Annotated in this window: 13 protein-coding genes; 7 read left to right on the top strand and 6 right to left on the bottom strand. The window is 35.7% G+C overall.

Translation table 11 applies throughout. From position 1 onward, the window contains the following. Positions 1-95: 95 nt before the first annotated feature. The 4 genes from G5B32_RS09910 (at position 96) to G5B32_RS09895 (ending at position 7,319) form a co-directional block, all read left to right on the top strand. Positions 96-1,322, top strand: coding sequence for a C40 family peptidase (locus tag G5B32_RS09910; RefSeq protein WP_240899045.1), 1,227 nt, complete (start codon positions 96-98; stop codon positions 1,320-1,322). Between the two features lie 8 nt (positions 1,323-1,330). Next, entirely contained in the window at positions 1,331-2,377 is a 1,047-nt protein-coding gene (locus tag G5B32_RS09905) for a dipeptide epimerase (protein ID WP_165291381.1), read from the top strand. Between the two features lie 222 nt (positions 2,378-2,599). After that, positions 2,600-5,809, top strand: coding sequence for a SusC/RagA family TonB-linked outer membrane protein (locus G5B32_RS09900; RefSeq protein ID WP_165291380.1), 3,210 nt, complete (start codon positions 2,600-2,602; stop codon positions 5,807-5,809). 19 nt (positions 5,810-5,828) lie between these two features. Further along, complete coding sequence (locus tag G5B32_RS09895) at positions 5,829-7,319, top strand: RagB/SusD family nutrient uptake outer membrane protein (RefSeq protein WP_165291379.1); 1,491 nt, start codon at positions 5,829-5,831, stop codon at positions 7,317-7,319. Between the two features lie 39 nt (positions 7,320-7,358). Here the strand turns inward: G5B32_RS09895 and G5B32_RS09890 are convergent, their stop codons facing one another. Continuing rightward, a complete protein-coding gene (locus tag G5B32_RS09890; protein ID WP_165291378.1) occupies positions 7,359-8,147 on the bottom strand; it encodes an SDR family oxidoreductase in 789 nt (262 codons plus the stop codon). A gap of 160 nt (positions 8,148-8,307) precedes the next feature. Here G5B32_RS09890 and G5B32_RS09885 point away from each other — a divergent pair, with 160 nt between their 5' ends. Further along, entirely contained in the window at positions 8,308-8,682 is a 375-nt protein-coding gene (locus G5B32_RS09885; protein WP_165291377.1) for a hypothetical protein, read from the top strand. A 58-nt stretch (positions 8,683-8,740) separates the two neighbouring features. Here the strand turns inward: G5B32_RS09885 and G5B32_RS09880 are convergent, their stop codons facing one another. From G5B32_RS09880 to G5B32_RS09860, 5 genes are read right to left on the bottom strand one after another with little or no spacing between them, the layout of a single operon-like run. After that, positions 8,741-10,279, bottom strand: a complete 1,539-nt coding sequence (locus tag G5B32_RS09880) for a SulP family inorganic anion transporter (RefSeq protein WP_240899044.1) — start codon at positions 10,277-10,279, stop codon at positions 8,741-8,743. Between the two features lie 41 nt (positions 10,280-10,320). Further along, a complete protein-coding gene (gene argC, locus G5B32_RS09875) occupies positions 10,321-11,340 on the bottom strand; it encodes an N-acetyl-gamma-glutamyl-phosphate reductase (protein WP_165291376.1) in 1,020 nt (339 codons plus the stop codon). A 15-nt stretch (positions 11,341-11,355) separates the two neighbouring features. Next, on the bottom strand, positions 11,356-11,802 hold the full coding sequence (locus tag G5B32_RS09870) for a GNAT family N-acetyltransferase (RefSeq protein ID WP_165291375.1): 447 nt from the start codon (positions 11,800-11,802) through the stop codon (positions 11,356-11,358). Beyond that, complete coding sequence (gene argG, locus G5B32_RS09865; RefSeq protein WP_165291374.1) at positions 11,802-12,989, bottom strand: argininosuccinate synthase; 1,188 nt, start codon at positions 12,987-12,989, stop codon at positions 11,802-11,804. The genes G5B32_RS09870 and argG overlap by 1 nt, the downstream gene beginning before the upstream one ends. A 56-nt stretch (positions 12,990-13,045) precedes the next feature. Next, positions 13,046-13,765, bottom strand: a complete 720-nt coding sequence (locus G5B32_RS09860) for a GNAT family N-acetyltransferase (RefSeq protein ID WP_165291373.1) — start codon at positions 13,763-13,765, stop codon at positions 13,046-13,048. A 511-nt stretch (positions 13,766-14,276) separates the two neighbouring features. Here G5B32_RS09860 and G5B32_RS09855 point away from each other — a divergent pair. After that, positions 14,277-14,504, top strand: coding sequence for a hypothetical protein (locus G5B32_RS09855; protein ID WP_165291372.1), 228 nt, complete (start codon positions 14,277-14,279; stop codon positions 14,502-14,504). A gap of 237 nt (positions 14,505-14,741) precedes the next feature. Continuing rightward, a complete protein-coding gene (locus tag G5B32_RS09850) occupies positions 14,742-15,944 on the top strand; it encodes a porin (protein WP_165291395.1) in 1,203 nt (400 codons plus the stop codon). Positions 15,945-16,171 lie beyond the last annotated feature (227 nt).

Raw genomic sequence — 16,171 nt, 5'->3', positions numbered from 1 at the left:
TAAACAAACGAAAAACGCAAAAACATTTAATAATTTAAACATATTATTGCCATTTTTTGCATTTTTTTACGTTATTTTATAGCACACAATTATTTATGATGAAAAACAAATTTGTTTATTTCTGTTTACCAATAGCTGTATATATTGGAAGCTTCAATAATGCGAATGCTCAAGTTGATTCAACAATATACAAGTCAATCGTTAAAACACTAGACTCCGCAAAACCAAAATACGCTCCCGATAAGAGAACTAAATTATTAGAATTGGTAAAAGCAGATGTTAAGAATAATATCTATACGATCCAAACTACGGAAAACGAGGTTGTTTCATTCTTAAATAAAGAACTACAAAATTCCAATGCGAACATACAATACAGACTTTTACCGGATAGTACTGTAGGGCAGAAAAAATATGGAGTAATCATTCTTTCTGTTGCCAATTTACGCACAAAGCCTGGGCATGACGAAGAAATGGCTACCCAAACTTTATTAGGAACTCAGGTTGATATTTTACAGAAAGATAAAGGAGAATTCCGTGTACGCACGCCCGAAGGCTACATTGCTTGGGTACCTACGGCTTCTGTAGCTCAAATGGATGAATCCGAAATAAAAAGCTGGAAAGAATCTCCAAAAGTGATCTACACCAATGAATTTGGTAAATCTTATTCTGAAGCTAATACAAAAAGCTTACGTGTATCTGATTTAGTTTATGGTAATATTTTGTCTTTATTAAGCGCGGATAAGAAATTTTACAAAGTTAAATATCCTGATGGAAGAATAGCTTTTATCCAAAAAGAAGAAGCTACTACTTTTGATAAATGGTTAGAAACACGTCAACTGACCGCAGAAAATGTATTAAATAGCGCTAAATCCATGTTAGGTCTTCCTTATTTATGGGGAGGAACTTCTGTAAAAGGTGTAGATTGTAGTGGATTTACCAAAACAGCTTTTTATATGAATGGCTATGTCATTCCTCGCGATGCTTCACAACAAGTTTTAGCAGGCGAGAAAATCGAAATACTGGGAGCAGATGGAAATTTTGACCCTACTATTGCCTTAAAAAACCTGAAACCTGCTGATTTGCTTTTCTTTGCTGGTGGCAAAAATTCTAATCCAAACGCACGTGTTACGCACGTAGCAATGTATATAGGTAATGGTGAATTCATACATTCGGCAGGAAGAGTTCGTATCAATTCTATGTTGAAAGAAGCAAGCAATTATGATGACTTCCAAACACGAACAGTGGTGGCAGCTAGAAGATATATAGGAGCTTCAGACCCGCAAATTCAACCTATTAAAGAAAACAAATCATATACAAAATAACTAAAAGAATGAGCAGTTGGGAAACAAAAAAAATGGGACGTTTTACATTACGTTTTAGGCCATTTACTTTAGAGATGCGTCATGTATTCACTGTTGCATCTTTTAGCCGCACGACTACTCCAGTTGTATTGACCGAATTGGAATACGATGGGATTGTAGGATATGGAGAGGCTAGTATGCCTCCTTATTTAGGTGAATCCCAAGAGAGTGTGACTAAATTTTTGAGTCAGATTGATCTATCGCATTTTGATTCGCCATTCCAAACTGCGGAAATCTTAACATATGTAGACCAAATTACAGAAAAAAATACTGCAGCAAAAGCGGCTGTAGATATTGCGCTTCATGATTTATTAGGAAAAATCATGAATCAGCCTTTTTACAAAATTTGGGGCTTAAATCCTGACCTTATCCCGCCTACTTCTTATACTATTGGTATTGATACCGAAGAAATGATCCGCAAGAAAGTAGAAGAAGCTGAGCAATTCAAAATTCTGAAAGTAAAATTGGGATTGGACACCGACAAAATGATTATTGATACTATTCGTTCGGTAACAGATGTTCCTTTGTGTGCGGATGTAAATCAAGGCTGGAAAAATAAAGAAGAAGCGCTGGAAATGGCGCATTGGTTGCACGAAAGAAATGTAGTGTTCTTGGAACAACCTATGCCAAAAGAAATGATTGATGAGAATGCGTGGTTAACAGCACAATCTCCTATCCCAACTATTGCTGATGAAGGCTGTCAGCGATTAGTCGATGTTCCTAAACTTCAAGGTGTGTATACTGGTATTAACATCAAATTGATGAAGTGTACAGGTATGCGCGAAGCTAAACAAATGGCAGAGCTCGCACGCTCATTAGACATGAAAGTAATGTTGGGCTGTATGACCGAAACATCATGTGCGATCTCAGCAGCAGCACAATTAGCACCTCTTGTGGATTGGGCGGATTTAGATGGTGCATTATTGATTGGTAACGACATTTACGATGGAATGACTGTTCAAGAAGGAAAATGCATTCTTCCAGATAGACCAGGAATTGGAATTTTAAAAAAATAAAAATAAGTATACCAAGCTAGCCGTAGTTTGGTATTCTTATTTAATCTACCTTATTAATTAACGATTCTTAAAATAATTAGATTCTTAAACTTTTATTCAAGGAATTAAGAGATTTTTTGACTAAAAATCATAATAAATTATATTTCACTGAATAAATAAAAAATAATTTATAAAAACTAGGTTTAATTATATATATTTATTTATAACTCTATTACCAAAATTATGAATAAACATCTACTCACATCCCTGTGCGTAATGGCTTGTGGTTTACAAGTCGTGAATGCACAACAAATCCCTATAGCGGGAAAAATCACAGACCAAAATGGTACTCCATTATCAGGCGTCACAATTAGTATCAAAGGCACTAATGTTGCCGTTACTTCTAATGCTAATGGTCTTTTTTCTTTAAATGCAGATCAAAATGCAACATTATTTATCTCTTCCGTAGGTTACGTATCTCAGGAAATCAATGTTGCAGGTCGCAAAACGATTAACGTTTCCCTGATATCTTCTGATAAGGAGTTAGACGAGGTGATCGTTGTAGCTTACGGTACAGCTAAGAAAAGTACTTTTACAGGATCAGCAAGTACGGTTCTTGCAGATGAAATCAAAGATGTACCGACGACTTCATTTGAAGATGCTTTACGTGGTAAAGTAGCTGGTATGAGTGTAACATCAACCTCTGGTCAAGCAGGGTCTACTTCATCGATTCGTATTCGTGGTATTGGATCTATGAATGCTTCGAATGAACCATTATACGTGATTGATGGTGTACCTGTTGTTTCTGGACAAGTATCTCAAATGTCTGGTTATACGTATAATACGAATAACGTCATGAGCACCTTGAATCCGAATGACATTGAATCCATCACTGTATTAAAAGATGCAGCCGCATCTTCATTATATGGTTCTCGTGCAGCTAATGGTGTTGTGATTATTACTACCAAAAAAGGTAAAACAGGTGCTGCTAAAATTAACTTTAAAAGTTCATTAGCGTTAAGTCCTACTTGGGCAACGGATAATTATAAGCCAGCGAGCGTTCAGGAACAAGTTAATATACTATACAGTCTTCTTTACGATTCTCGTATCGCAGCAGGACGTACGCCAGAACAAGCCAACGAACAGACTTTAATGCGTCTTAATTCGAGAAACTGGACTCCAGGTGCTTCTTATGGAAATCCTGTAACCTCATACGGTTTTGGTATACATGGCTACGAATTTTCAACAAACGGTACCTCCATGTTCGAAAATGTATCTATTAAAGGCAAAACGGATGGTGTGGAGAATAGAGATGGTAAATATTTTGATTGGAATGATGTATTATTCCGGACAGGAAAATACAATGTGAATGACCTTTCAATAAGTGGAGCAACAGAAACCACTAACTATTTTTCATCACTAGGTTATACTTCCGATAAAGGTAGATCAGTGTTAAATGATTACGACAGATTCAATGGCCGTGTTAACTTAACACAAAAAATTGGATCATTACTTGAATTTGGTGCGAATGTATCCTTAGCAAAAACTGATTTATCAGGTGTCAACGATACTAGAAATACCAGTACGAACTATTTGTACCAAGCAAGTAACTTATTATGGCCTTTATATTGGCCAACGGACTATAAGACCGGTAATACGTGGACAGCAAGATATACAAGTTTTGCACAGAACGTACCTTATTATAACAACGAGTGGGAAAACTTAAGTGGTACACGCAGAATATCTGCAACTCCATCATTGTTGTTGAAAGTTCTTCCTGAATTATCAGTGAAGACTATTTTCTCTTTTGATGAGACGAATTCTAAAGACCATCTATATTATAGTGCAAACCATTATACAGGTCAATCTGACAAAGGTATAGTACATGATATGGTCACTAATTTTCAAAAACTAGTTTCTTCTACTACAGCGAATTATAACAAGACTTTCAACGGTCAGCATAATTTTGGTTTATTAGTAGGTTTTGAGGCAGAAAAAAATAATACAGATTTTGTACGTGCTACAGGTCGTGATTTACCAAACTCTACGTTACACACTGTAGCGACAGCGGGTAAGTTAGAATCGCAAGCTTACAGTTGGGGAAATACAATTATGTCGGCATTATCACGTGCTGAATATAATTTTGATGAAAAATACTTCCTTTCTGCATCATACAGAAGAGATGGTTCATCTAAGCTGGGACCAGATGTGAGATGGGGTAATTTTTGGTCTGTTGGCGGTGCTTGGAATTTAGCCAAAGAAAATTTCATCTCTAATATTCCTGAAATTAATGCACTTCGTTTAAGAGCTTCTTATGGTATTAATGGTACCCTACCTTCAGATAATAATGCTTGGCGACCATTAATTACTTACGGAAGTAAGTATATGGAAAATGCAGGTGGTAGTTTAGCGAATTCACCAAATCCAAATCTGACTTGGGAAACGAATTACAATACTACTGTAGCATTAGAGTTTGGGCTATTCAGCAATAAGTTATTTGGTACTTTAGAATACTTCAACAGAGATTCAAAAGATCTAATCCAAAATGTTCCACAATCTACGGTTACTGGATTTAGTTCTACGGTTCAGAACATCGGTGAAATCAACAATAAAGGAGTTGAAATTTCATTAGGTTCAGATATCATCAAATCACAAGACTGGAATTGGACAATTAATATTAATGCAGCTAGTACAAATTCAAAAGTTGTGAAATTAAATAGCCCAGAGCCTATCGTTTGGTCTGACCCAACAGGAGGCGACGGCAGAGCAACGTACATCTACCAAGAAGGGGAATCTTATTTGTCATTCTATGGTTTAGAATGGGCTGGTACAGATCAAACTAACGGTAAAAATGTGTGGTATGTTAATGATGAAAATAATCCTGATGGAGATTTCTTATTCAATGGAAAAGGTGCAACATACACCTACACAAAAGCAAATCGCGTAATCATTGGTAGTGGTATTCCTAAATTTTATGGAGGTATTAACTCAACTTTAGATTACAAAAACTTATCATTGGGCTTAAACTTTAATTATAAAATCGGCGGTAAATTGTACGATTCTGCAAACAAAGATGTAGCGGATGATGGATATTACTGGGAACGTATACACTCTCAAATCTTTGCAGACGAAACATGGACTCCAGATAATCCAACAAGACCATTACCAATGGTATCTGGACGTGACTTGGAAGACGTTAACCAAAGAAGTAGTAGACACCTATATGATGCGAGCTTCCTTCGTTTAAAGAATATTTCGTTAGCATATAATATCCCTACGTCTTTATTAAAATCAGCTAAGGTTAGTAACGCTAGAATCTACTTTAACGGAACAAACTTGCTTACGTTTAGTAAATTCAAGAATGCAGATCCAGAAGTAAACCAATACAGTACTAGAGGTTGGGAAACTCCACTTTCTAAGATTTACACTTTTGGTATTGATTTTAGTTTTTAATATTTAAGATTCGAGTATCATGAAAAAAATTATATTAGCGTCATATTTATTAGCAGCTACTGCGGTCTCTACTTCATGTAGCGATTTTCTTGACGTAAAACCAACACACGCCGCGGATGCGACAACCTCTATTACGACAGGTGCAGATGCATTAGTTATAATCCGCGGTCTTATGAGTAATTTAGCCAGCGGAAGTTATTTAGGTCGTAATTTGCAACTTTACGGCGATGTTAAAGGTGGCGACTTCACCATTGTATCCCAAGGTAGAGGTTATGATTATTTATATGTATTCAACCACAGCACGAATACCAACAATTATTCATCCATCTGGACACAAGGATATTATTGTATTGCTCAAATCAACAATTTATTAGAGCAAATCGAAAAAATCAAAGCAAATGGTTCAACAGAAAACTTTGACACGTATATCGGTCAAGCTTTAACTGCACGAGCAATGATTTATTTTGACTTGGTTCGTTTATATGGAGAACCTTATAATGAAAATAAAGCAGCTTTAGGTGTTCCTGTTACAATAAATTCCCTAGAATATTCTGCTAAGCCTGGCCGTAATACAGTAGAGCAAACTTACCAACAGATTCTAAAAGATCTAAAGGATTCAGAAACGTTATTGCCAAAAGCAAAATCCAATGGCTTTATCAACTACTATGCAAACAAGGCACTTCAAGCACGCGTCTACTTGTATCAAGAAGACTTTAACAATGCACTTTCTGCAGCAGAAGAAGTGATTGCATCAAATGTTTACTCTCTATACTCTAATGCTAATTGGGTGGATTCTTGGGGAATACAATTTGGTTCAGAATCTATATTTGAACTTGCAATCCTACCAAGTGAAGGTGACTTAGGTAACAGTTCCTTAGGAGCATACTATAGACGTAGAGGACATCCTAATACAACAATTGCATTGGGTTACTTCACAGCAAGTACAAACTTTATTAATTTGTTAAATCAAGACCCTAATGATGTAAGAAAAGGAATCATGTCTTACGATGAAACATCCAATACACGTTTCGGATCTTTATATAAATATTCAGGAAGTACTGATGTCTCGGCGACAACTGGAAAAGGCGATGGTAAAGGAAATACAACAGCTGTGAACATCAAAGTAATTCGTCTTTCTGAAGTATATTTAATTGCTGCAGAAGCTGCGTTTAGAAAATCATCACCTGATCTTACTAAAGCAACAAATTACTTAAATCAGATTCGTAAGAGATCACCAAATTTAGCTGCTGCAACAGACGCAACAATAAATTTGGATATGATCGCAGACGAAAGAAGTAAAGAATTGATTGGTGAAGGTCATAGATTCTTTGATATGATGCGATGGAATAAATCGATTACGTTTGATGATGCTTTAGGAAGTATAACTACTATCCATAGAGAAGCAACTATTAATAGATCGTTCTTCAAAACAATTCTTCCTATTCCATTAGCAGAAATAAATGCTAACTCAGTAATAAAAGAACAACAAAATCCTGGTTACAACAACTAAGCAAAAGGCTTCCAAAATTTGGAAGCCTTTTTAATGTTTTTAAAATATTGTCTTCGCAATTCCACCATCCAAAGGAATCGAAGCTCCACTCAAGTAAGAGGCATATTCCGAAGCAAGGAAAGCTACTAGATAACCATACTCTTTTGGATCCCCTAATCTTTGAACAGGGACTGATTGAATGCGTTTTGTTCTAATTTCATCAAAGCTCACCTCTTCATTTTTAGCTTGGTTTTCCATCAAGCTGGTTAATCGTTCTGTTTCAAAATAGCCTGTCATAACAGAATTAACAGTAATATTATCTTTAGCAACGGAATTTGAAAGTGACTTCGACCAAGAAACTAATGCGGTACGCATCGTATTGGATAACACCAACGTATCCTGTGGCTCTTTTACAGTCATGGATGACACATTAATAACTCTTCCAAAACTATTTTCCTTCATCTTTTCCAACGCCAGATTGGTGGTTAAAACTGCATTTTGGAAAAGTAAATTAAAAGCTTGCAGATAATCTTCCTCTGACTTTTGTGTAACTGTTCCAGGACTTGGTCCTTGGGTATTATTCACCAATATATCTACGGAATTCGATGTAAAATATTCCGAGATGGTAGCCTTATATTCTTCGAAATCCAAATAATCTGTTACAATATATTGATGTGATTGACTTTTCGCAATATCTAAACTAGCAAGTACAGCTTGAAGCTTATCTTCATTGCGCGCTACCAAAGTCACGCTAGCTCCACATGCTGCTAATTGTTGTGCTATGGCTTTACCAATTCCTGATGTACTGCCTCCTACTAACGCTTTTTTACCTATTAAGTTGATTTTCATATAATCTCTTTTAGATTTCTAAAATACAAAAATTCTTCAGCTAACTTTCTGGAAACCCGTGTTTATCATATTGGGAAACAGCTAGCTAAAAATAAAGATTTTGAAAACTTTAAAATCTTTTGTCTATATTTATGTAACCACTTATAAACACGTTTATACTATGCAAACAAAAACAGAATTCCTAATCTGGGACAAAATTGTCAATAGTGCTAAGCAACGTTTTAATTACGAGGAATATCTTCAACATTTTGAAGATCCAAAAATCTATGACAAACTTATTCTGCACATCATTGTAGGATTTGCTTCTGGGGAAAGCCACAATACCATTTCAACGAATTTACACAACGAACTGACACACATAGGCATTCATGTATACGAACATGTGGTTGATGATATCATCAGTGACAAGCATATTGTTTTCAGTGCCGAAATCTATGCAGCATATCTTACATTTTCTATGTTAGAAGATGGTGATAGCGAAATAGAGATATTGGGTTATGTCACTGATTTATTAGAAGCTCCAAAAGTATATTAATCTAAGTAGAGAGTAGTGAAACTAAAAATTAAAAGCTTAGAAATGCATTTTTAATTCTCTAAGGCATTACCTTATACGTAGGATCTTCTTCGATATTTACTTCTATAACTCCTTTTGCATTTTCCAAAAGACGAATACTATCCTTACTTAAATGTCTTAGGACAATTTTTTTATTGACCTTAGCATACTTTTCGGTAAGTTTATTAAGGATTTCTATAGCAGACATATCCACGACTCTTGATTCTTTCATATCGACAATCACGACATCTGGATCTTCTTGCACATTAAATTTCTCAATAAAAGTACTGGTAGAACCGAAAAATAAAGGACCATATATTTCGTAAACTTTATTACCTAAAGCATCAATACTTTTACGAGCACGGATTCTTTTGGCATTGTCCCAAGCAAATACAAGAGCAGAAATAATTACACCTACTAATACAGCTTCCGCTAAATTATGACGTAAAACAGTAATAGCGGCTACCAAAATGCCTACAATTACATCTGACTTTGGCATTTTCTTAATTACTTTAAGTGACGCCCATTGGAATGTACCGATGGATACCATCATCATTACCCCTACTAGAGCAGCCATAGGGATCTGTTCTATAACTGGCCCTCCTACCAATATCACAAAAAGAATACCTAAAGCTCCAACTACGGCAGCAATACGAGTACGTGCTCCAGCATCTAAATTAACTAAAGTCTGCGCTACCATCGCACAACCTCCCATACCACCGAAAAATCCATTGAAAATATTCGCTGTTCCCTGTGCCATAGCCTCGCGATTAGAATTTCCTTTAGTATTAGTAATTTCATCAACCATACTTAAGGTCAATAAGGATTCTACCAAGCCTACTCCAGCCATGATTAAGGCATAAGGAAACACAACTTCAAGTGTTTCCCAATGCAAAGGAACCATTGGAATGTGAAAGGAAGGTAATGATCCACTAACTGATGCAATATCTAGCACTTTCTTAGTATCAATCCCCGTGAAGAACACCAACGTTGCTGTAACTATAATCGCTACCAAAGAGGCAGGAACAGCTTTGGTCAGTTTCGGAAATCCCAGTACAATCAATATAGTGATTAAAGTTAATCCTCCCATTACATAAAGGCTTGTGCCTGACATCCAAGTGGACATACCTTTTTCTATGACTTTGAACTGCTCTACCTGCGCCATGAAAATAATGATAGCCAAACCATTTAAGAAGCCATACATCACCGGCTGTGGTATCAACCGTACGAATTTCCCTAACTTAAATACACCAACAAGAATCTGAATTAATCCAGCAAGAATGATAGCAGCAAACAAATATTCTACACCATGCGATACAATTAAAGCCATCAACACCACAATAGTGGCTCCTGCTCCTCCAGAAACTAATCCTGGTCTTCCACCCAAAATAGCGGTAACTATCCCCATCAAAAATGCTGCGTATAATCCCATCAAAGGCGTTAATCCCGCTAGAATAGCAAAAGATAAAGACTCTGGAATCATCGTCATAGAAACCGTTAGACCTGCTAAAATCTCGTTCTTGAAATTTACTTTAGAAAAATTAAATGTATCGAATGCCATAGAAATAAATAAAGCCATCGGGAAAAGATGGCTTTACAAAAATATAAATCTTTTATGGATTAAAATCCTACGGATTTTAAATTAAGTCCTGAACGTTCATCCAGACCAAACATTAAGTTCATGTTTTGAACAGCTTGACCGGAGGCTCCTTTTAATAAGTTGTCCGTAGCATTTAGTATCAACAACTTATTACCATGTTTTTCTAAATGGATAATAGATTTGTTCGTATTCACAACTTGTTTCAAATCAATATTTGCTTTAGAAACTGATGTAAAAGGATGCGAAGCATAGTATGAATTATACAAATCATAAGCTTCATCTTCTGTCAAATCCGAATCTACGTAAATTGCAGAGAAAATACCACGCGTGAAATCTCCACGTTGTGGCACGAAGTTGATTTTCTCCGCAGCTCTATCTAATAATGATTTATCCGATTCTGGTAGAAACTCATTTTGCAATTGATCCAAAGACTCTGATATTTCTTGCAAATGTTGGTGTTCGAAAGATTTGTATGCTGACAAGTTGTTGTTACGCCATGAGAAATGAGACGTTGCTGTTGGTTTTTGACCAGCACCTGTCGAACCTGTCGTTGCATTGATATGAATTTGCGAAGGCAAAAGACCTTTCGACGCCAAAGGCAATAATGCCAATTGAATATTCGTAGCAAAACAGCCAGGGTTCGCAATATATTGTGCAGATTTAATCGCTTCACGATTTAATTCGGGCAAACCATAAACAAAGTTTTTGCCTTGATAACTGGTATTTGCACGCAATCTATAATCTTGCGATAAATCAATGATTTTCACCGAAGGGTCAACAGGATTTGCATCCAAAAACTTACGTGCATCACCATGTCCCACACACAAAAACAACACATCAATGTTTGAATGAAAATCCGAAGAGAATTCCAATTCTGTATCACCGAATAAATCGTTATGTACATCATATAATTTATTGCCAGCATTGGATGCAGAATTTGCAAATACAATTTCTACTTCAGGGTGAAATATTAAAATCCGTAATAATTCTCCACCTGTATATCCTGCTGAACCGATTATTCCTACTCTTATTTTGCTCATATTGAAAGTTAAGGTTTATATAAACTTTTTATAAAGCAGGAATTCTTCATCAGGTCCCTGCAATTCAAAACTTAAATGTTGATAGAGCTTTTGTGCTACGAAATTATCAACTTGGGTTTCTAACTGTACAAAATTTGCATCCTTGGATTTTGCAAATTCAATAGCTTGATTAATCAACTGAGTGGCTATCCCAGTTTTTCTATATTCTTTCAGCACGAATAAATCATTCAAAATCCAGTTTCGCACCATTCGTGCTGAAGAATATTTAGGGTAGAGTTGTGTAAACCCTACCGGAATATTTTTATCATAATAGATATAAATAACAGACTCTTGATTTTTGATACGTTCAGATAAAAATTTCTCAGCACCTTCTAGATCAGAATCTTTCTTATAAAAGATTCTATATTGATCAAATAGGTTCACTAAATCATTTAAATTATCTAATGTACCAAGAACAATCATTAGCCTTTGCTATTTACTTTATGCCAAATGATAGTTTGGTTTCCGAATATTTTAGAGAACCCTTTTACATCCTCTCCTGTGTATCCCGCATTCATCTCACCGTAACTACCGAATTTATTATTCATCAAATCGTGTGCTGACTCAATGCCGTTAATCACAAAACGATAAGGGTGTAATTCAACAATAACACGACCTGTTACTGTTTCTTGTGCTGAAGTCAAGAAAGCTTCGATATCACGCATAACGGGATCGTGCATTTGACCTTCGTGCATCCAGTTACCATAGAAAGCAGCAATTTGATCTTTCCACGAAAGTTGCCATTTAGTCAATGTATGTTTTTCTAAAGTATGGTGTGCTTTCACAAGAATCATCGGACCAGCAGCTTCGAAACCTACACGACCTTTGATTCCGATAATAGTATCACCAACGTGAATATCACGACCAATGCCGTAAGGCTGTGCTAGATCTTGTAATTGTTGAATAACTTTTACAGCTCCAATTTTCTCACCGTTTAATGCTACAGGCTCACCTTTCTCGAAATCGATAGTAATGGTTTGAGGCTCTGTAGAAGTCGCTGGAGTAGGCCATGCTGATTCTGGCAAGTATTGGTTTGAAGTTAATGTTTCAGCACCACCTACTGAAGTACCCCAAAGTCCTTTGTTGATAGAATATTTCGCTTTTTCAGCGCTGTAAGGAAAACCGTGTTTACCTAAGTATTCGATTTCAGCCTCGCGAGATAATTTCAAATCACGGATTGGCGTAATAATTTCTACACCTGGAATCAAAGTGTTGAAAATCATATCAAAACGAACTTGATCGTTACCAGCACCTGTAGAACCATGTGCTACGGATTCTGCGCCGATTTTCTTTACATAATTTGCGATAGCTGTTGCTTGACACACACGTTCTGCTGATACTGACAATGGATAAGTTGCATTTTTCAATACATTACCAAAAATCAAATATTTAATAGTTTCGCGGTAGTAGTTTTCAGTTTCGTCAATTGTTGTATGCGATTTCACACCCAACTCGTAAGCACGAGCTTCGATATTTTTAAGTTCTTCATCCGAAAAACCACCTGTATTCACTACTACTGAGTGTACTTCTAAACCTAAATCTTTAGAAAGATAAATACAACAAAAAGATGTATCTAAACCACCACTAAATGCTAAAACTACTTTTTTCATTCTTTATATAAATATTTTACAGGAAGTATCCTTATTTCTAATGTATTACAAATGTACTAATTATAATTTTTTGCTGTAGAAACCTTTTCAGGTAATACCGCAGCGACAATTTTCTTGGTAGAACGCCACAATTTTGCTTCAATACGTTTCAATAGCGATTGTTTTTTGGATATTCTTTCCAAACGTTCCTTAGCTTCTGCTCTGCGACGTAATCTTTCTTCCAACTCTTTCGCTTTTTCTGCAGGATCCCAAAGCATAGCCGTACACATACAGTTTTTACGGTCCTTACTTACCAAAATATCGTAGTTGATACAGCTTTTGCAACCCGCCCAAAACTCTTCATCCTGTGTCAATTCAGAATAGGTAACAGGTTCATAGCCCAACTCTGAGTTGATTTTCATGACAGCCAAACCTGTAGTTAATCCGAAAATTTTAGCTTTTGGATATTTTTCGTGTGAAAGTTCGAAAACACGCTTTTTAATAGCTTTAGCCAGACCTACTTTACGGAATTCAGGACTAACGATAAGTCCCGAGTTCGCTACATAGTCACCATGTGACCATGTCTCGATATAGCAAAAGCCTGCCCAACGTCCATCCTTATGTAACGCGATAACCGCTTTCCCCTCTTCCATCTTTTTGGCTACATATTCTGGTTTACGTCTCGCAATACCCGTTCCACGTGCTTTTGCGGACTCAAACATTTCGTTACAGATTGCCTCGGCATGAATCACGTGTTCAGCTGTAGCAGGAATAATTAAAAAATCTGAAATTGTCATCTTAAGATGTCGACCTAATAATTAACGCACTCTCGTGCAAATAATAAAATAACTAAGGATTGTAAAACTCGTAGAGCTACACGAATTTTGATGAAGCTAATGTGTCCTGCCTCCGAAATCAAGCTCGAGGCAGAATAGGTCGTCGAAATCGCAGAATTGGACAATTCAACCTATTGAAAGAAGCCATAACCATCTGCACAAGCTTATTAAAAGCTTGTTTCTTAGTGGTAATATCTTCTCTTGTACAATACATTGAATAATATGTTTTATTTCTTAAATCTGACAGCGCAAAAGTATTAAAATATTTTTTTCTTTATGCAATAGAATTGTAGTTTTTTTTCAAAAAAACTACAGGTTAAATCTGTATTTAATCAATCTTTTAATAAGACATCTATAACGTTGAAATGTTTAAAAAACAATTTATTTCTCATCCTTTCGTCAATAACACTTATCGATTTTGTTTATCCTTTGAAATAATCTAATTTTGTACCCAATATTTAAATAAACAGTCATGGTAGGTCCAAGCATTATTTTTTACGTTATTTTCGCTATTCCATATATTATTTTAATGTATTGGTTGGTAAAGCAAGACAAACGCAAGTATGTTTGGGGTATCAGCATAGTTACTGTAATAGCAATTTTGGCTATTTATGTTTCTCAAAAAGCCAGTAAAAACGCTATTGAAAACTACAAGCAACACCAAATTGACGCTAGAGAAGCAGAATCAGATTTAAAATAATACCATTCTTCTTCTCATTCCACAGTTTTTTCTTCTTTCTGTAATCAATAGAACTATTTTTCTATAGATAGGTTAATTTAATGTTAAGGATATATTAACATTAAATTAGATTATTCATTTTCCCATTTTTTTCCAGATTCGAAGTATATATTTGTGTTAAGTTAATGTTATATAAACATTTAACTAACCATAGATTGCAACATAGTTTGAACTAAAATAGAATAATTTATGACCCGAATGATTTATAAAAAGACTGTAATAATTGCTGCTACCATAGCTGCGTGCTTTACAACGTTTGTTCAAGCGCAGGAAAGAGATGATCGAGCTACTATTCTAAATTTCAAAGGAATTCAATATACTTCAAAAGACTCTTTATTCTATACGAACTTTCGTTTTCGTATGCAAAATCGTGTCGGTTTTAATAATGTAATTGATGGGGAAGACAACGGTAAATTTGATGCGAGAATTCGTCGCCTACGTATGCGTATGGATGGATATATTTATACTAAAAAGATTTCTTACTCCGTACAATTAGCTTTTAGCCGTGGAGACCAGGATATAGACGATTCTGGAATTCCCAACATCGTGCGTGACGCTGTTATGTTCTATAATTTTTCGGATGATTTATATATTTCAGTAGGGCAAAATAAATTGCCAGGCAATAGACAGCGCGTCAATTCTTCGGGACAATTACAATTTGCCGACCGCTCTTTAGTGAACAGTAATTTTACCCTGGATCGAGATTTTGGTGTTTCATTAAATTTGAGCAAGAAAATTGGCAATATGCCATTCAATGCGAAGGCTGCTATCTCCACTGGTGAAGGAAGACCTGCAAATGGTACAGATGACGGATTAGCCTACACTGGTCGAGTAGAATTTTTGCCTTTTGGTCAATTTGAAAACTCTGGAGATTATTCCGAAGGAGATTTGGAAAGAGAAGAAAAACCAAAATTGTCTATTGGGGGAGGTTACAGCTATAATGATCGAACCATACGTGAAGGCGGTCAATTGGGCAAATATGTCTTGAATCCTTTTACATTGAAAACAAGTTTTGCAGATGCGATTTTCAAATATCGAGGATTTGCCTATCAAGTGGAATATATGCGTCGCGATGTAGATAATCCTATCAATTATCTAGAAGAAGATCCTGCAGAAGAAACCTACGCCTATAAAGGTTGGGGTGTGAATCAACAAACTTCTTACTTATTGAATAAAGGTTACGAAATCGCTGCACGTTACACTTATTTAAAACCACATGAGCAGATTTCGCAATTTGAAAACCAGACAGAAGTATTAGAAATTGGTTTAACAAAATACTTAAAAGCACACCGATTGAAATTCCAATTAAATGGAAATTATACCGTAAAAGATGGTATGTATTCTAATAGCCACAAGAAAAATGGTTGGGGTGGTACTTTCCAATTAGAGTTAGGTATTTAGATTTTTTGTTCTCAAGTAGAAGAACATTATTTGAAAAGCGTCATTTCGACGTAAGGAGAAATCTGATATTAGATTTCTCTCTACACTTCGTTTTGTTCGAAATGACGGAAAGAAACTCAAATCGACGATATTTTAATAAATATATAAGCTCATTATCTCCAAGTAATGAGCTTTTTTGATTTTATGTAATTTTTTTTGAGATACATTATGGAATCCTATCCAAAACC

The organism is Sphingobacterium sp. SGL-16, assembly GCF_011043515.1.
GTDB lineage: Bacteria > Bacteroidota > Bacteroidia > Sphingobacteriales > Sphingobacteriaceae > Sphingobacterium > Sphingobacterium litopenaei.
This window is presented reverse-complemented; position numbering and strand designations above follow the sequence as displayed.

What these genes read in the sequence shown, in the direction of transcription:
- G5B32_RS09860 (WP_165291373.1), bottom strand. Translation starts at nt 13,765, where the DNA reads ATGACAATTTCAGATTTTTTAATTATTCCTGCTACAGCTGAACACGTG.
- G5B32_RS09910 (WP_240899045.1), top strand. Translation starts at nt 96, where the DNA reads ATGATGAAAAACAAATTTGTTTATTTCTGTTTACCAATAGCTGTATAT.
- G5B32_RS09870 (WP_165291375.1), bottom strand. Translation starts at nt 11,802, where the DNA reads ATGATTGTTCTTGGTACATTAGATAATTTAAATGATTTAGTGAACCTA.
- G5B32_RS09855 (WP_165291372.1), top strand. Translation starts at nt 14,277, where the DNA reads ATGGTAGGTCCAAGCATTATTTTTTACGTTATTTTCGCTATTCCATAT.
- G5B32_RS09895 (WP_165291379.1), top strand. Translation starts at nt 5,829, where the DNA reads ATGAAAAAAATTATATTAGCGTCATATTTATTAGCAGCTACTGCGGTC.
- G5B32_RS09885 (WP_165291377.1), top strand. Translation starts at nt 8,308, where the DNA reads ATGCAAACAAAAACAGAATTCCTAATCTGGGACAAAATTGTCAATAGT.
- G5B32_RS09880 (WP_240899044.1), bottom strand. Translation starts at nt 10,279, where the DNA reads ATGGCTTTATTTATTTCTATGGCATTCGATACATTTAATTTTTCTAAA.
- argC (WP_165291376.1), bottom strand. Translation starts at nt 11,340, where the DNA reads ATGAGCAAAATAAGAGTAGGAATAATCGGTTCAGCAGGATATACAGGT.
- argG (WP_165291374.1), bottom strand. Translation starts at nt 12,989, where the DNA reads ATGAAAAAAGTAGTTTTAGCATTTAGTGGTGGTTTAGATACATCTTTT.
- G5B32_RS09850 (WP_165291395.1), top strand. Translation starts at nt 14,742, where the DNA reads ATGATTTATAAAAAGACTGTAATAATTGCTGCTACCATAGCTGCGTGC.
- G5B32_RS09905 (WP_165291381.1), top strand. Translation starts at nt 1,331, where the DNA reads ATGAGCAGTTGGGAAACAAAAAAAATGGGACGTTTTACATTACGTTTT.
- G5B32_RS09900 (WP_165291380.1), top strand. Translation starts at nt 2,600, where the DNA reads ATGAATAAACATCTACTCACATCCCTGTGCGTAATGGCTTGTGGTTTA.
- G5B32_RS09890 (WP_165291378.1), bottom strand. Translation starts at nt 8,147, where the DNA reads ATGAAAATCAACTTAATAGGTAAAAAAGCGTTAGTAGGAGGCAGTACA.